Source organism: Acinetobacter sp. ANC 3813, assembly GCF_002135435.1.
GTDB lineage: Bacteria > Pseudomonadota > Gammaproteobacteria > Pseudomonadales > Moraxellaceae > Acinetobacter.
The window spans coordinates 16,523-31,263 of record NZ_NEGK01000015.1 but is presented as its reverse complement, the minus strand read 5'-3'; the positions used below and the strand labels follow the sequence as shown (position 1 = coordinate 31,263).

The following is a 14,741-nucleotide window of genomic DNA, read 5'->3' as shown; positions in this document are numbered from 1 at the left end:
CACTTAATCAGAATTAAGCCGCTTTTTTCTTGAACCAAGAGAAGAAACCTTTTTTCTCTTCAGTTTGAGCTTTTGCAGCTTCAGCTTTTTTCTCTGCGCATTTTTCTGCACATGCTTTTTTCGCTTCAGCACTCATCGTTGCAGTCGCAGCGGCGTCTTTAACCTCTGTAGTTTTAGCTACAGCAGCGTCTTTAACTTCTACAGTTTTAGCAACAGTAGCGTCTTTAGCAGCCACAGTTTTAGCAACAGCAGCGTCTTTAGTTTCTACAGTTTGAGCTACAGCAGCGTCTTTAGCAGCTACAGTTTTAGCAACAGCAGCGTCTTTAGTTTCTACAGTTTGAGCTACAGCAGCGTCTTTAGCAGCTACAGTTTTAGCAACAGTAGCATCTTTAGCAGCTACAGTTTTAGCAACAGTGGCATCTTTAGCAGCTACAGTTTTAGCAACAGCAGCATCTTTAACTTCTACAGTTTTAGCAACAGTAGCGTCTTTAGTAGCAACAGTGCTTGTTTTAACAGCAGCTGCAGCATCTACTGCATCAGCTTTTACTTGTGCAAGTGGGTTTACAGCTGGAGTTGCTTCTGCAGCCATAGCTGAAGTTGTACCTGCAACTAGAGCAATAGCCATAGCAGTTTTAATCGCATTCATGGGTAGCATCCTGAATTTTGTGATTGGGTTGAAAGAGGACACTATGTTAATGCTTAAATGATTGTTTTTTTTGGAGTTGATCGTGTTGTAAGCTAAAGTTGTGTGATTATTCAACCATATTTACAGAGTGATAACATGATGTTTCGGATCGGTTACATTTTGGCTTTCTATTTTTAAATAGGTATTTAGAAATTAGTTATTTGATCTTGTTCAGCGCCAAATATCAAAGCCCCTAATGTTGAGGGGCTTTTTGAGAATCTAAGTTTTAATAAAAATGAAGATTTGACGGTTAGTCAAAAATTTTATTGGCTGCTTGGAAAGGGAGGCTCACGACATCGATCGCGACGGCAAAAGGCAGCAGTACTAATTTTTCAAGAGGATTCATGCCCGATTTGGATTTATAACTTTCCTGTTGCTGGGTATAAATACTCACCTGATAAGGCTTACTCAAGGCTTTTAAAGACGCTAAATTGTTCGCTGCAGGATAGACCACACCTGCCAGTTTAATCTCGAAACAGAAGCGCTGTGCAGCCATGCGGTCATCACTGGAGCTTGAGCATTCCTTAGCGCCATTTTCAATAAAAAATTCCCGATCTTTCTTAGTGATGTCTTCTTTAAGCTTCACATAAGACAATGGCAGCGTGCCTGTGAAATGACCATCGTTCTTTTCTGAATTGAAACGCAGGTCTCGGGTCACTTGAATATTTTTCGGGTCCAGTTTCCCAATTAAGCTGACAAATTGAGGCCCGCCTTGGGTCAGGATATAACTGTTTTGTTTGCCTGCAATCACTAAACTATGTGCAGGTAAATTTGGCAGAGGCTGAGCGGGTTGGCCAAAAGCTACGACTTGGTCTTCGATTAAGGTCACGTTATTGGTACGGGTATAGGTTTTATTGTCTTTAGTCATCAGGGTTTTAGTGGCGCAGCCTGTAAATAAAGTTCCCATGAGGCCTAAGCAAATGATGGTTTTTAAAGTGGATGCAAACATCGATAGACTCCGACTCATTTGAAATATAGTTAAGCTGAATTTTTTATTGGCTTTAAGCCTACCATTAAAACGCTCAAAAAGTCGTCAAACTCAAATTTTGAAGTAATAAATTTCTGTATGTTGATCAATGCAGTGGAGTGATAGATTTTATTATTTGGCCTGACTTTCCATTTAGCTTTAAAGTAGGGGAATTAAGTGCGCTGTACGATGGCTGGAAAATTGTGAAATACAATGAAAATGTAGGGGAGCTGCATCGGGTCGATGAGCAGGGCAAGCAGATTAAGCAGCATTTTGCGACGTTGTTGGCGCAGAAAATTACAGTGGAATAATTTGCATTAATATGTGAACAATCTAAGAAATAAAAAGAGGTTCTTTGGACCTCTTTTATATAAGTCAGGTCTATATAAGGAAATAGTTTTCCTGACCAAATTTCTACTGATATATATTTTCCTAAATTACACACAATTTGTGATTTTTAAATTTAGATATTGTTGTTAAATAATTTTAAATGTAATATTCTTATTAAAAATAATACACCCCGTAAAATGAAAGCAAAAATATTAGAAAGAATTTTACTGCAAGTCCAAAAAAAACTTGGGTTTAAAACGATCGAAAATATAAAAGTATTTGAGAAGAAAAATTATGAGTATTTGAAAGGTAGGCAGACTGCAAAGCACATTCTTATTGATGGCACAAATATTGAGATAATAGAGTATTCACCAGATCCTAGGGAACATCCTTATTACGAATATAAATTTGAATATCTTGATGATTTTTTATTGGCTTACTTTTCAAATCAGTTAAATATAATAAGTCGTGCATACACCTTTAAAAAATTTGGAGCGGTTGGTCAGAATATTGATATTTTAGAGTATATAAATAAAAATAATGTATTTAAAGCCCAATCCGAAAAATGGTTCTTAACCTGTCTTAGTTTTTTTCATTTTTTTATACTAAATCTTTTTGTGCGATTTAAAGTCAATCGTAAAGAATACCTTTATTATTTTACTCATATTACTACATTATTAGCATGGTTTATGCTGATAATTTTTTGGGTGTTATTTTTTCTCCAGTACAGCTTCCCTTCACTATTATTTATAAGTGGTATTTTTTACTTACTTAATGGTTATATTCGTTTAGAAGCATTACTAAAAATGAAAAAGGGTGGGTATCAAATTAATTTTGATACTGATCGGTGGATCGGTGTAATAGGGCTAGTGCTGTTATGTGTCTATATGCTGTATTTCTACAAATGGATATAAAGAACCCCGCTTGCGCGGGGTTCTTTATATCTCAGTATTTAACTAAAAATTAAACACGTTCGATAATTGTCGCGATACCTTGGCCAAGGCCGATACACATGGTCGCAAGACCGATTTGCGTATCTTGCTGTTCCATAACGTTCAGCAAAGTCGTCGTGATACGAGCGCCTGAGCAGCCCAATGGGTGACCCAGAGCAATCGCGCCGCCGTTATGGTTCACGATGTCTTGTTTGTCATAAACACCTAAGCCTTTAAGAACAGACAAGCCTTGTGCAGCGAACGCTTCGTTCAATTCAAAGGTTTGAATGTCAGAAATTGACAAGCCAGCACGTTTCAACGCTTTTTGAGTTGCTGGAACTGGACCGTAACCCATGATCGCAGCATCACAGCCTGCAACAGCCATAGAGCGGATTACAGCACGCGGCTTAAGACCTAGCGCTTGAGCACGTTCAGCAGACATCAATAACATTGCAGAAGCACCATCAGACAAAGCTGAAGATGTTGCAGCAGTTACAGAGCCGCCTTTCGGATCAAATACAGGGCGCAATGAACGGAACGCTTCAATGTTTGCATCTGGACGGATCACTTCGTCAATGTCGCATAGGATTTTGAAGCCATTTTGGTCATGACCTTCAATACCTACGATTTCATTTTTGAAACGGCCTTCTTGTGTCGCAGCCCAAGCGCGGCGGTGAGATTCCACACCAAACGCATCTTGCTCTTCACGTGTAATGCCGTTCATGCGGCCTAACATTTCAGCGGTTAAGCCCATCATGTTAGACGCTTTTGCATAGTGCTTAGACGCTTCAGGGTTCAAGTCAATGCCGTGCATCATGCCAACGTGGCCCATGTGCTCAACACCGCCGATGATGAAGATATCACCTTGATTCGTCGCAATTTGACCTGCAGCTGTGTGGATTGCCTGCATAGACGAACCGCACAGACGGTTTACAGTTTGACCTGCAACAGTCTTAGGAAGATCAGCCAATAACGCGATGTTGCGGCCAATGTTCATGCCTTGTTCTAAAGTTTGGTTAACGCAGCCCCAGATTACATCTTCAACTTCGTTTACATCAAACTGGTTACGGGCAACTAAAGCGCGTACAAGTTCAGCAGATAAGCTGTCTGCACGCACATTGCGGAACATACCGTTTTTGGTTTTACCCATTGCAGAACGTACGCCATCAACGATGACAACGTCACGCGGATTTAAAGTAGCCATTCACGTTGCTCCTTAACCGTAGAATTTTTTGTTGTTAGCAGCCATGTCGCGCAGTGATTGCGGCGCTTCATAAGCTTTACCTAAGTGCGCGTATTTGTCGCAAAGCGCAACGTATTCAGCAACACCTGTTTGGTCGATGTAACGGCATGGGCCGCCGCGGAATGGAGGGAAGCCTACACCCATAATCATCGCCATATCAGCTTCAGAAGCAGTCGCTACGATGTTGTCTTCTAAGCAGCGAACAGTTTCGTTGCAGAATGCCAGCATCATGCGGTCAATGATTTCTTGAGCGTCAAACTCACGTTTTTCCGCAGTTGCAACAGTAGCAACCAGCTCATACGCAGTTGGATCAACCACTTTGGCTTTTTTGCCTTTACGGTCAAGTTCGTACTTGTAGAAACCAACGTCGTTCTTTTGACCCAAACGCTTGTTTTCGTACATTACTTGTACAGAACCTTTATAGTCAGGCTTCATACGGTCAGGGAAACCTTCAGCCATCACTTCTGCACCGTGAACGCCAGTGTCGATGCCGACAACGTCCATCAAGTAAGCAGGGCCCATAGGCCAGCCGAATTTTTCCATCACTTTGTCGATTTGCTGGAAGTCAGCGCCATCTTTAAGTAGAAGGTCGAACGCGCCGAAGTAAGGGAACAATACACGGTTCACAAGGAAGCCCGGGCAGTCATTCACAACGATAGGCGTTTTACCCATTTTCTGAGCAAGAACGACAGTTGTAGCAATCGCTTCTGCAGAAGTCTTCTCACCGCGGATCACTTCGACCAATGGCATCATGTGAACTGGGTTAAAGAAGTGCATGCCGACGAAGTTTTCAGGGCGCTGCAGGTTTTCAGCCAAGCGCGTGATTGAAATCGTAGAGGTGTTTGAAGCAATGATCGTGTTTTCACGAACATTTTTCTCAGTTTCAGCCAGTACGATACCCTTCACTTTCGGGTTTTCCGTTACCGCTTCAATCACGATGTCGACTTCTTTGAATTCGTCATAGCTTAAAGTAGGGCGGATGCGTGCAAGTGTTTCGCCCATTTTTGCTGGGGTCATTTTCTTGCGTTCAACTTGTTTAGTCAGAAGGCCATTCGCTTCTTTCATACCCAAAGCAAGCTGCGGGTTGCCAATGTCTTTCATGATGATTGGCGTGCCTTTGCTGGCTGCTTGGTAAGCAATACCGCCGCCCATGATACCCGCGCCAAGCACAGCTGCCTGATTTACAGGGTGTGCGCCTTTTTCGTAGCGCTTAGAGGTTTTCTTCACGATCTGGTCGTTAATGAACAAACCGATCAGTGCACCTGCTTGCGGGGTGATTGCAGCTTTAGCAAAACCTTCAGCTTCAATTTTTAACGCTTCGTTACGCGGCAAGCTTGCGCCTGCTTGTAAAGAGTCAAGAAGCAGTTTTGGCGCTGGGTATTGCGCTGGGTTTGCTTTTGCAAGCACTGCGCCTTTTGCTGTATTGAACGCCATCATTTGTTCAAGCGGGTTCAATTTAACAGGATCAATTTTTTCTTGGCGTTTCGCTTTCCAGTCTACACGGCCAGCAAGCGCTTGTTTTACCAAATCAATTGCAGCGTCTTGCAGTTTGTCAGCAGCAACCACAGCATCTACAGCACCGTCTTTTAGCGCAGCAGCAGGCTTTTTAGGCGCAGCCATTGCCATCCATTCAACGGCATTATCAATACCGATCACACGGCTTAAACGCACTGTGCCGCCAAAGCCTGGGTAGATGCCCAGTTTGATTTCAGGCAAGCCCACTTGAGCCGCTTCTGACATCACGCGGTAGTCGCAGACTAAGCACATTTCAAAACCGCCGCCCAAAGCCATGCCATTAATAGCAGCCACTTTAGGAATCTCTAAATCTTCAAATGAATTGAAGATGTCGTGAACAGGCATAGCCCACTCAACAATAGCGCTTTCGCCTTGAGCAAAGTTTTCACCAAACTCAGTGATGTCTGCGCCAACGATGAAGGTAGATTTTGCCGAAGTAACGATTAAGCCTTTAACTTCGCTATTCGCCTTCACAGCTTCAATGGCTGCTTTAAAATCTTCAATCGTTGCACGGTTAAATTTGTTGACCGACTCACCTTGTAAGTCAAAGCGGAATTCTGCAATTCCGTCCGAAAGCATTTGGACGGTAATGGCATTGCCAGCGTGGATCATGCCTGATCTCCTTTATTTTGGAGGACTTCTAAGTTGATGTTGTGAAGCATGTACGCATTTCCCGCGCACATTTATGCTTCGCCAATCTTACGATAACTATATCTAAAAAGGACATAACAAGTTGTATCAAGCCGTGACGCTAGGGTCACCTAAAATTTTCACTGACATTTGAAATTTTGTAGGTTATATTTTATGCAAAATGAAGAAAAAAATGCCGATTCATCAATATATAAGACATTTGGCATATATCAATAGCGGCTGCCCATAAGTAAGCTTGCGTTAAAAAGCAATGGCAGCGTCACACTCAATAACCCATACAAACTTGTTTTAATCAGGCCTGATTTAGGCCCGTTGGATTTTTTGCTTCAGTTAAATCGAATCTGCGAGACGTATCTGCAGTTTTTTCGGGGGATGGCAACTTGTCATGAAGGCGGCAAAACAAACTTTAATGCACCAAATGCATATTTCGATGCAGGATGTTGAACGTCGAAAACAGCTGCTGGGCTTAACCAATCAAGAGCTGGACGAATTAGCAGCTATAGGCGGCCTTGTTGCGCCGCGCTTGGATTCTATGGTTGAAGATTTTTATGACAACCAGACATCTATTCCAGAAATTTCTACCTTAATTGGCGATTTAGATACCTTAAAACGTTTGCAGCGCGCTCAGCATCAGTATTTGCTGGATCTCTTTTCTGGCAATTATGACAGCGACTATGTGAATAACCGCCTGCGCATAGGCATGGTGCATAAACGCATTGGGGTTGAGCCGAAGCTGTATTTGTCTGCGGTGCAAACTTTAAAAACCATGCTGATGAAGCTGCTGAAACACCTGCTGCCCGATGCAGATCATTATGAAGCAATCGCGGTAACCTTAGAAAAGCTATTTATGTTTGATACCACATTGGTGGTTGAAACCTATGTCTGGAGCTTGGTCAATGAAATTAAAAGCTCCAAAGAAAAAATAGAGCAGTATGCACATGCGCTTGAATACCGCGCGCAGGAAATGGAAGAGCTATCGCAGCGCGATCCGCTGACAGGGCTGCTGAATGTGCGGCATTTTTCCAGTATTTTAAACAGTGTGCTGTACGCTGCGCAGCGGGCATTAGAGCCTGTGACCGTAGTCTTTATTGATATTAATGACTTTAAAACCATTAACGACCAGCAAGGCCATCCTTTTGGGGATAAAGTGCTGCAGGTGGTGGCGGAGGCAATCAAAAAAGTCGCGCGTATTGATGATCACTGCTTCCGCTATGGCGGAGATGAATTCTGTTTGGTTCTGCCGCACTGTACAGAAATTCAGGTGCAGGAAAGTGTGGTGCCGCGGCTTTTAGAGTGCTTGCTGGAAGAGGGGCTGAACATCACCCTCAGCATTGGCGTGCAGCAAACCGATCATATCAATGGCTATTTGGATGCCATGACCTTGGTCAACGGCGCAGATGCGCAAATGTATTCCTGCAAAAAGCGGATTAAAGAAAGTGCGGATCAGACCAAGTAAACATATATATGCCAGCAAGTGTTTAAACCAGTAATAAGATTTCTGTGAATTTGGGCCATGGATGCGCCGCACTGCAAAATTAAAATAAATCCATGAAAAAAATATGGGATTAATTTAGACTCTATGCAGAGTGCAAGAAATCCTAGTTTAGGAAGTCATTGTGCAGAACATCATTGAGGCTAGGCAAATACACATGCAAATTTTCCGTTCAAAAATCGATTGGTGGGTGCTGGGTTTTTTCATTTCTTTAACGGGATTGCTGCTGCAGCTGCTGCTGACTATGCAGGCCAAAGGCACACTGGAACAGTATCCTGTGCATGCGGCTGTATATGTGCTAACTGCGGCATTGGTGTGGTGGCCAATTTTCAGCACCCGCTATAAGATTGATGCAGACACGCTGCTGGTGCAAAGCATGCTGTTTAAATGGCGCATTCCTTTGCAGCAGATTCAAAAGGTTGCTGCAACTGATCATTCAATCGCTTCACCGGCATTGTCTTTAGACCGCTTAAAAATTGAGTATGAGCAGAATGGTCAAGCCAAAGCGGTATTGATTTCACCCAAAAATAAATCCAAATTCTGCCAAGCGCTGCAGGAGGGAAATGCGGGTATTGCCTGTAAAATTGAACGCAAAAAATAACATTGCTGCCGTGCTGAATCCTCCAAAATAAAATGGATGTACCTGCGGGCAAGGCATGTGCCTTAAGTGCACTCTGCATTTAAAAAATCAAGAAAAAGAGGAGCTGCGAACATGGAGTTGGACCCTGAAACCGATTTAAAAATCGAGCGTATTTTAGATGTGCCGCGTGAGAAAATATGGGCCTGCTGGACGCAGCCGCAGCACATTCCACACTTTTTTATTCCCAAACCGCACCGCATCACCGCCTGTGAAATCAATCTGAAAACCGGCGGACGCTTTAATACCGTATTTGACATTGACGGCAATCAGATCGAAAACCAAGGCATCTTTTTAGAAGTGGTGGATGGCGAAAAGCTGGTCTTTGGCGATACCTATACTGAAGGCTGGAAGCCCGCGGCAGATCCGTTCATGACCGCGATTATACTGATGGAGGATGCTGGGGCAGGCAAAACCAAATTGACCGCCATTGCGCGGCACAGATCAGCAGAAATCCGCCAGAAGCATGAAGACATGGGCTTTTATAGCGGCTGGAATATAATGATTGACCAGCTGCAGGATTATGCCAAGACCCTGTAGCTCGGAATTTGATGCTGTTATTGCAGGCTCAGCTGGCCGCTGCGCAGCTCAATAGTAAAGTGCGCCTGTTCTGGAAGATGCAGGCAGGCAAGTGCTAGAATTGGTTCCAGCTCTGTGCGCATTTTACGCGCCAGATGCCGCGCGCCGTAGCGGATGTCATGGCCTTGGCAAAAATGCGCTTTGGCGCTGTCGGTTAAAGACACACTGCGCTTTTGATGCTGCAGGCGCTGATTCAGTTTTTCCAGTTCAATGTCGACCAGTCTTGGCAAGGCATCATTCTGCACAGGCTGGTAATGCAGCGTGCGGTCGATGCGGTTGAGAAATTCTGGATCAAATTTGCGCTGCATGACTTTTTCAATAATGCGCTGGGTTGGCAGCCGCTTTAAGCAAAGACTCTGCATTTTCTGCGGCAGAAAATGCAGTTTGTCTAAATACTGCTGTGCCGCCTGTGCGCCCACATTGCTGGTCATAAAAATCATGCAGTTGCGAAAATCAATGGTTTTGGTGCCTGCAGTTAAGGTCAGTTTGCCGGTATCCAGTACATTCATCAGGCCGCGCAGCACTTCAATGGAAGCTTTTTCCAATTCATCAAACAGCACAATGCCGGGGCGGGTATGGCTGCCAGCAATGGCGGTTTCATCAAACAGGCTATGGCCTTCTTTGGAGCCGACATAGCCTGGGGGCGCACCGGTAATGGCTGCGGCATAATGCTCTTGCGCCAGCGTGTTCATATCAATACGGCAAAAAGCATCAGCGCGTCCGTAAATGGCTTCGGCAATCAGGCGCACGGTTTCAGTCTTGCCCACACCCGTTGGGCCAAGCATCAGGGTAACTGAAAGCGGGCGCTCAGGGCTGGAAAAATCGGCCTTGACCACATGCAGCATTTTTTCAATTTCATTCAGCGCCGCATCCTGCCCAATAATCCGCTGTTTTAAAGCCTGCATCACGGCAGCGGGTTCAAAATGAAAACGCGGCTTGCCAATCAAGCGGTTTTTTTCTGATGCGCTGTGTGTTGAGGTCGATGGCTTGATGACATGAACAGCTGGATTGGCGTTGGTCATTCTGTGTATTCCTTGGAGTACAGTCAAAGGTCAAAACCGTTGAATTGGGCAATATTTTGGCAGACATTGAGCATAGCAAACTTCGGTTTTTTCAATAATAGCTTTTAGCAATCAAGTTATTGCTGAAATCATGCAGAAATGCGGGCTTACCAGCTTGAAAATGCGCCCTAAACCATCACATCATAAAGCAGTACAGATGCAATATTTATCGAATGACCAGCAGACAGGCCGCCAGTGAACGAAAACGCGCGTGACAATATCGAAAAAATCTTAGCCAATATGACCACTTTGCCGGGCGTGTACCGCATGCTGGGCAAGGATGGCGAGTTGCTGTATGTCGGCAAGGCCAAGAATTTAAAAAACCGCGTATCCAGCTATTTTGTTAAAACCATTGAGCATCCGAAAACGCAGGCGCTGGTGGCGCGTATTTACGACATAGAAACGCTGGTGGTGCGTTCGGAAACAGAAGCACTGCTGCTGGAACAGAACCTGATTAAGCTGCATCGTCCGCCGTATAACATCATGCTGCGCGATGATAAATCTTATGTATATATTTTTATTTCGGCAGACAAACCTTATCCGCGTATTGCATCGGGCCGCGGCAAGGGCAAGCATCAGGCGGGCAAGTTTTTTGGCCCCTATCCAAGCGCCTATAATGCCCGCGATACGTTGGTGGTGCTGCAAAAGCTGTTTAATGTGCGCCAATGCGAAAATAGCTATTTTTCACAGCGCAAGCGTCCGTGTTTGCAGTATCAAATTAAACGCTGCTCTGGGCCGTGTGTCGGGCTGATTTCGCCTGAAGACTATAATGAAGATGTGAAAAACTCGATCCGTTTTTTGCAGGGCGATACCAAAGAGCTGAATCAGGAATTGATTGCCAAGATGGAAGCGGCAGCTGAGGCCTTAGAGTTTGAAAAAGCGGTGTTTTACCGTGACCGTATGGCATTGCTGCGCGATGTGCAGTCGCAGCAGGCCATTTATAAAGTGAAGGGTGAGGCGGATATTATTGCCATTGCCTACCATGCCGGGGTGACCTGCGTGCAGATCATGCATGTGCGCAACGGTAAAATGCTGGGCGGCAAGAGTTATTTCCCAGACATGCTGGGTGATGATCTGGCGCAAATGCTGTCCGATTTTATTGCCAACTTTTATTTTCAAGTGGCGGATGAAGTGCCCGCTGAGCTCATCGTCAATGTTGAGCCAGCCAACCGTAAAGAGTTGGAAGATGCGCTGCAGCAGCATTTTGACAAAAAGATTCAGATCAAGAGTAAAGTGCGGGAAACCCGGGCCGAATGGCAAGAGCTGGCGCAGATGAATGTGCAGCATGCCATTAAAGGCAAGCTGGCCAATCATTTTGAGCTGAATGAACGCTTCCATCAGCTGGAGCAGGTGGTAGACCGTCCTATAGACAGCATTGAATGCTTTGATATTTCGCATACCATGGGTGAAGCCACCATCGCATCCTGTGTGGTCTTTGATGCGGGCGGTGCGCGTAAACGCGATTACCGCCAGTTCTCCATTAATGACATTACCGCAGGCGATGACTATGCGGCTATGCGCCAAGCGCTGACGCGGCGATATAAAAAGCATATGCTGCCCGATTTGCTGCTGATTGACGGCGGTAAAGGCCAGCTGCATATGGCTATGGATGTGATGCAGGAATTAGAGCTGGATGCTTTTATGGTTGGGGTGTCTAAAGGTGAGGGGCGTAAGCCGGGGCTGGAAACACTGCATTTTACTGATGGCACAAAAATTCAGTTGCCTGAAGATCACAAAGCGCTGCATTTGATTCAGCAGGTGCGTGATGAAGCGCACCGCTTTGCCATTACCAAGCACCGCGCCAAACGGGATAAAAAGCGCGGTTCATCCGTGCTGGAAGTGATTCCGGGCTTAGGACCTAAACGCCGCCGTGATTTGCTGACCCATTTTGGCGGCATTCAAGGGGTGCTGAAAGCGTCAGAGAATGATTTAAAAGTCGTGCCGGGTTTAGGGGATGTCATGGCGCGCACCATTTATAAAATTTTGCATGAGTAGATAGCGGATCATGCTGCAGCGTCATTGACCAAAATGCTCAATGACGCTTGGGTCACTGAACATTTACATCAGCAGAGAATCAGCCAAAGATAGCTCAATAAAAACGACAGCAGGGATGAACCATGTCATTAGCACCATTGTATGCGCAGATTCAGCAGTCAGACACAGTGGATATTCCTGAAGGCTGGCTGCAGGGGCGTACAATTTATGGCGGCTTGGTGGCTGCTATGCTGATGCAGAAAGCGCAGCAGACCGTGGCGGATTCCCGCAAATCATTGCTGAGCGCCAGTGTAACGTTTGTCGGTCCTGTGCAGCTCAGCGCAGTCAAGTTAACAGCAGAGGTTTTGCGTGAAGGCAAGTCAGTGACCACGGTTGAAGTGCGCCTTTGGCAGGATGGAGCCGTGCAAAGTATTTTGCTGGCCAGTTTTGGCGCACAGCGCGAATCATCCATTCAAGTCAATCGTGAAGCTGAAGCACCAGATTATCCGCCGGTAGAGAGCTTGAAGATTGCGCAGCATCATCCTCTAGCGCCAGAGTGTTTTAAGCAGATGCAAATGGCTTGGGCGGAAGGGCAATATCCATGTACGGGCAGTGCTGTGCCAGACTTTGGCGGCTGGTTCCGTTTCGATCCTGTTTTGCATGAAAACCGCGAAATGAATGCTGCAGATTTAATGGCGGCTTTTGACATGTGGCCGCCGGGTGTACTGCCAATGTTTAAAACCATGGCGCCGGCCAGTTCACTGACATGGCATTTAACTTGTGTGCATCCGCTGCAGAATCAGCTGCATGACTGGCTGAAATATAAAGTGGTGACGGATTATGCAGGTGACGGCTATTCAACAGAATATGCGCATCTTTGGGATGCTCAGGGACGGTTAATTGCAACCTCGCGTCAGACAGTTACAGTGTTTGCCTAGTGACACTTTGGGGCATTTCGTATAAAGTGAACTGAATTAACGAAGGGTAAATCCTCCATAAATTGTGCATTTGCATCGTGCATAAAGGGGAAACATTGGCGGTGTCTATGACTGCAGGTCGAATCCTGAATATTCCTAACATTCTAACTTTAGCGCGTATCGCTTTAATTCCTGTATTTCTACTTGTGGCCTATTGGCCGCCGGTTATGGGTGTGGAAGGCCATAATGCCAGTATGAGCAGGCATATTTTACTGACAGGAATTTTTGTCGTTGCGGCTGTCACAGATTGGTTTGACGGCTATTTGGCGCGCACTTTAAATCAGACTTCGGCATTTGGGCGTTTTTTAGACCCTGTGGCCGACAAACTGATGGTGGCGACAGCATTAATTGTGCTGGTGCAATGGCAGCCAACCATTTCTATGGCCTTTGCTGCCATTGTGATTATTTCACGTGAAATTACTGTATCCGCGCTGCGCGAATGGATGGCCGAACTCGGCGCCCGCACCAGTGTGGCGGTATCTACTGTAGGCAAATATAAAACAGCCTTTCAAATGATTGCGATTTCTGTATTTTTACTGAATTGGCAGCCTTTGGAAATGCTGGCTTATGCACTGCTTTATACTGCCGTCATCTTGACGCTGTGGTCGATGTTTATTTATTTAAAAGCGGCATGGCCTTATTTGAAACAGCCTTAAATCTGTGTCCAGCAATAAAAAAGCTCCTTTTCAGAAGGGGCTTTTTTATTGCGCTATATCTGTTGATGGACGTTTGAATATGCGTTTTATATGAAAGATGCGGACAAAAAAATTCCCAGATTTTGGGGGAAATCTGGGAAGAAAATCGGGGATTCATCACTATTATTCTAGAGATGTTGCCATCTCCTTGGAAATTATTATAGGAAAACTGAAAATTTAATTCATGTAGGTTCTTGTAGTGTAATGCTGCAATTTATTGAGAAATGTATCACACAATTACAGTTCATTAATTTGATACAAATAAGGCAGTTCTCTTTAGTCTAAGAGTCCGCTGAAAAAGAGTTTTTTATGAATAAAAAGCAGGATATCAGCCTGTGTTGAAGGCTGAAACTGCATGCAATGGATAGGTGTCCTGAGTCTGGGAAAATAAGCATCTTGCTCACAGCAGTGTTTTTTGTGTCACTCAATTTTAGCAGTCTGCCTGCGTGCAGCAGAGCTGCTTGTCTAGAAGAAAAATAAGGCCGTGCATAAAAAAATCCCCCACAAATGGGAGATTTTTTTGTATTAAAACCTACGCATACCTTCGGTATTTGTCTTGCAGAAAAATAAGGCTGTGACTTATTTTTTCCACTCGAAGTATAGCTTCTCGTCTTGCGGCGTGGCGGAGCATGAAAAAAGGAGCCCCTTTGGACTCCTTCATGACATTTGAAACTACGCGCTTCGCTTGTCTTGAGTAATTTTTAGAGCAACGCTCTAAAAATTACTCAGGCGTTAGGCCTTCCGCTTTTTCTAAAGATTCGTCATTGCTGAGGAATTTTTCACGCTGCTCTTCCAAAAACTTTTTGGCTTCTGGTTCAAACACATTGAGGCGCTTTTCATTGATCAGCGTGGTCTGATGCTTTAACCAAGCTTGCCAAGCTTCTTTAGACACGGTTTCAAACATTTCCTGGCCTTTAGCACCTGGGAAAGGTGCGAAATCTAGACCGTCCATCTCTTTTTGATACTTACGGCAAAATACTTGTCGAGTCATGGTATCAATCCT

Annotated in this window: 13 protein-coding genes and 1 pseudogene; 8 read left to right on the top strand and 6 right to left on the bottom strand. The window is 44.9% G+C overall.

Annotation, left to right across the window (positions count from 1 at the left end; all coding sequences use genetic code 11):
• Window positions 1-13: 13 nt before the first annotated feature.
• Together B9T34_RS17345 and B9T34_RS17340 are read right to left on the bottom strand one after the other, a co-directional pair.
• A complete protein-coding gene (locus B9T34_RS17345; protein ID WP_086214382.1) occupies window positions 14-646 on the bottom strand; it encodes a hypothetical protein in 633 nt (210 codons plus the stop codon).
• Window positions 647-935: 289 nt separating this feature from the next.
• Window positions 936-1,634 (bottom strand): hypothetical protein, encoded by a 699-nt coding sequence (locus B9T34_RS17340; RefSeq protein WP_086214381.1) that lies wholly within the window; start codon window positions 1,632-1,634, stop codon window positions 936-938.
• A 152-nt stretch (window positions 1,635-1,786) separates the two neighbouring features.
• Between B9T34_RS17340 and B9T34_RS17335 the strand changes: the two are divergent.
• Both B9T34_RS17335 and B9T34_RS17330 read left to right on the top strand, forming a co-directional pair.
• Window positions 1,787-1,963, top strand: a pseudogene (locus tag B9T34_RS17335) (tellurite resistance methyltransferase TehB); the annotation flags it as partial.
• Between the two features lie 216 nt (window positions 1,964-2,179).
• Entirely contained in the window at window positions 2,180-2,896 is a 717-nt protein-coding gene (locus B9T34_RS17330) for a hypothetical protein (protein ID WP_086214380.1), read from the top strand.
• A 49-nt stretch (window positions 2,897-2,945) separates the two neighbouring features.
• Here the strand turns inward: B9T34_RS17330 and fadA are convergent, their stop codons facing one another.
• Both fadA and fadB read right to left on the bottom strand, forming a co-directional pair.
• The gene (gene fadA, locus B9T34_RS17325; protein ID WP_086214379.1) at window positions 2,946-4,118 is read right to left on the bottom strand and encodes an acetyl-CoA C-acyltransferase FadA; all 1,173 of its coding nucleotides are present in this window, start codon (window positions 4,116-4,118) and stop codon (window positions 2,946-2,948) included.
• Window positions 4,119-4,130: 12 nt separating this feature from the next.
• A complete protein-coding gene (gene fadB / locus B9T34_RS17320) occupies window positions 4,131-6,284 on the bottom strand; it encodes a fatty acid oxidation complex subunit alpha FadB (RefSeq protein WP_086214378.1) in 2,154 nt (717 codons plus the stop codon).
• Window positions 6,285-6,708: 424 nt separating this feature from the next.
• Between fadB and B9T34_RS17315 the strand changes: the two genes are divergently transcribed.
• From B9T34_RS17315 to B9T34_RS17305, 3 genes are all read left to right on the top strand, one after another.
• A complete protein-coding gene (locus tag B9T34_RS17315) occupies window positions 6,709-7,779 on the top strand; it encodes a GGDEF domain-containing protein (RefSeq protein WP_086214377.1) in 1,071 nt (356 codons plus the stop codon).
• A gap of 193 nt (window positions 7,780-7,972) precedes the next feature.
• Complete coding sequence (locus B9T34_RS17310; protein ID WP_086214376.1) at window positions 7,973-8,416, top strand: PH domain-containing protein; 444 nt, start codon at window positions 7,973-7,975, stop codon at window positions 8,414-8,416.
• A gap of 111 nt (window positions 8,417-8,527) precedes the next feature.
• Window positions 8,528-8,992 carry an SRPBCC family protein gene (locus B9T34_RS17305; RefSeq protein ID WP_086214375.1) on the top strand — a complete coding sequence of 155 codons (465 nt, stop codon included), beginning with the start codon at window positions 8,528-8,530 and terminating at the stop codon, window positions 8,990-8,992.
• 17 nt (window positions 8,993-9,009) lie between these two features.
• Here the strand turns inward: B9T34_RS17305 and B9T34_RS17300 are convergent, their stop codons facing one another.
• Window positions 9,010-10,053: an AAA family ATPase gene (locus tag B9T34_RS17300; RefSeq protein WP_086214374.1), complete on the bottom strand. Its 1,044-nt coding sequence runs from the start codon at window positions 10,051-10,053 to the stop codon at window positions 9,010-9,012.
• Window positions 10,054-10,287: 234 nt separating this feature from the next.
• Here B9T34_RS17300 and uvrC point away from each other — a divergent pair, with 234 nt between their 5' ends.
• From uvrC to pgsA, 3 genes are all read left to right on the top strand, one after another.
• Complete coding sequence (uvrC, locus tag B9T34_RS17295; protein WP_086214373.1) at window positions 10,288-12,087, top strand: excinuclease ABC subunit UvrC; 1,800 nt, start codon at window positions 10,288-10,290, stop codon at window positions 12,085-12,087.
• Window positions 12,088-12,209: 122 nt separating this feature from the next.
• Complete coding sequence (locus B9T34_RS17290) at window positions 12,210-13,004, top strand: thioesterase family protein (RefSeq protein WP_086214372.1); 795 nt, start codon at window positions 12,210-12,212, stop codon at window positions 13,002-13,004.
• Window positions 13,005-13,111: 107 nt separating this feature from the next.
• Window positions 13,112-13,699 (top strand): CDP-diacylglycerol--glycerol-3-phosphate 3-phosphatidyltransferase, encoded by a 588-nt coding sequence (pgsA, locus tag B9T34_RS17285; protein ID WP_086214371.1) that lies wholly within the window; start codon window positions 13,112-13,114, stop codon window positions 13,697-13,699.
• Between the two features lie 760 nt (window positions 13,700-14,459).
• Here the strand turns inward: pgsA and B9T34_RS17280 are convergent.
• The gene (locus B9T34_RS17280; RefSeq protein ID WP_086214370.1) at window positions 14,460-14,729 is read right to left on the bottom strand and encodes an oxidative damage protection protein; all 270 of its coding nucleotides are present in this window, start codon (window positions 14,727-14,729) and stop codon (window positions 14,460-14,462) included.
• Window positions 14,730-14,741 lie beyond the last annotated feature (12 nt).

Excerpts from the sequence above, each read along its gene's own strand:
- B9T34_RS17330 (WP_086214380.1), top strand. The coding sequence starts at position 2,180 with ATGAAAGCAAAAATATTAGAAAGAATTTTACTGCAAGTCCAAAAAAAA.
- pgsA (WP_086214371.1), top strand. The coding sequence starts at position 13,112 with ATGACTGCAGGTCGAATCCTGAATATTCCTAACATTCTAACTTTAGCG.
- B9T34_RS17310 (WP_086214376.1), top strand. The coding sequence starts at position 7,973 with ATGCAAATTTTCCGTTCAAAAATCGATTGGTGGGTGCTGGGTTTTTTC.
- fadA (WP_086214379.1), bottom strand. The coding sequence starts at position 4,118 with ATGGCTACTTTAAATCCGCGTGACGTTGTCATCGTTGATGGCGTACGT.
- B9T34_RS17315 (WP_086214377.1), top strand. The coding sequence starts at position 6,709 with ATGAAGGCGGCAAAACAAACTTTAATGCACCAAATGCATATTTCGATG.
- B9T34_RS17305 (WP_086214375.1), top strand. The coding sequence starts at position 8,528 with ATGGAGTTGGACCCTGAAACCGATTTAAAAATCGAGCGTATTTTAGAT.
- B9T34_RS17280 (WP_086214370.1), bottom strand. The coding sequence starts at position 14,729 with ATGACTCGACAAGTATTTTGCCGTAAGTATCAAAAAGAGATGGACGGT.
- B9T34_RS17290 (WP_086214372.1), top strand. The coding sequence starts at position 12,210 with ATGTCATTAGCACCATTGTATGCGCAGATTCAGCAGTCAGACACAGTG.
- fadB (WP_086214378.1), bottom strand. The coding sequence starts at position 6,284 with ATGATCCACGCTGGCAATGCCATTACCGTCCAAATGCTTTCGGACGGA.
- B9T34_RS17340 (WP_086214381.1), bottom strand. The coding sequence starts at position 1,634 with ATGTTTGCATCCACTTTAAAAACCATCATTTGCTTAGGCCTCATGGGA.
- B9T34_RS17300 (WP_086214374.1), bottom strand. The coding sequence starts at position 10,053 with ATGACCAACGCCAATCCAGCTGTTCATGTCATCAAGCCATCGACCTCA.
- B9T34_RS17345 (WP_086214382.1), bottom strand. The coding sequence starts at position 646 with ATGAATGCGATTAAAACTGCTATGGCTATTGCTCTAGTTGCAGGTACA.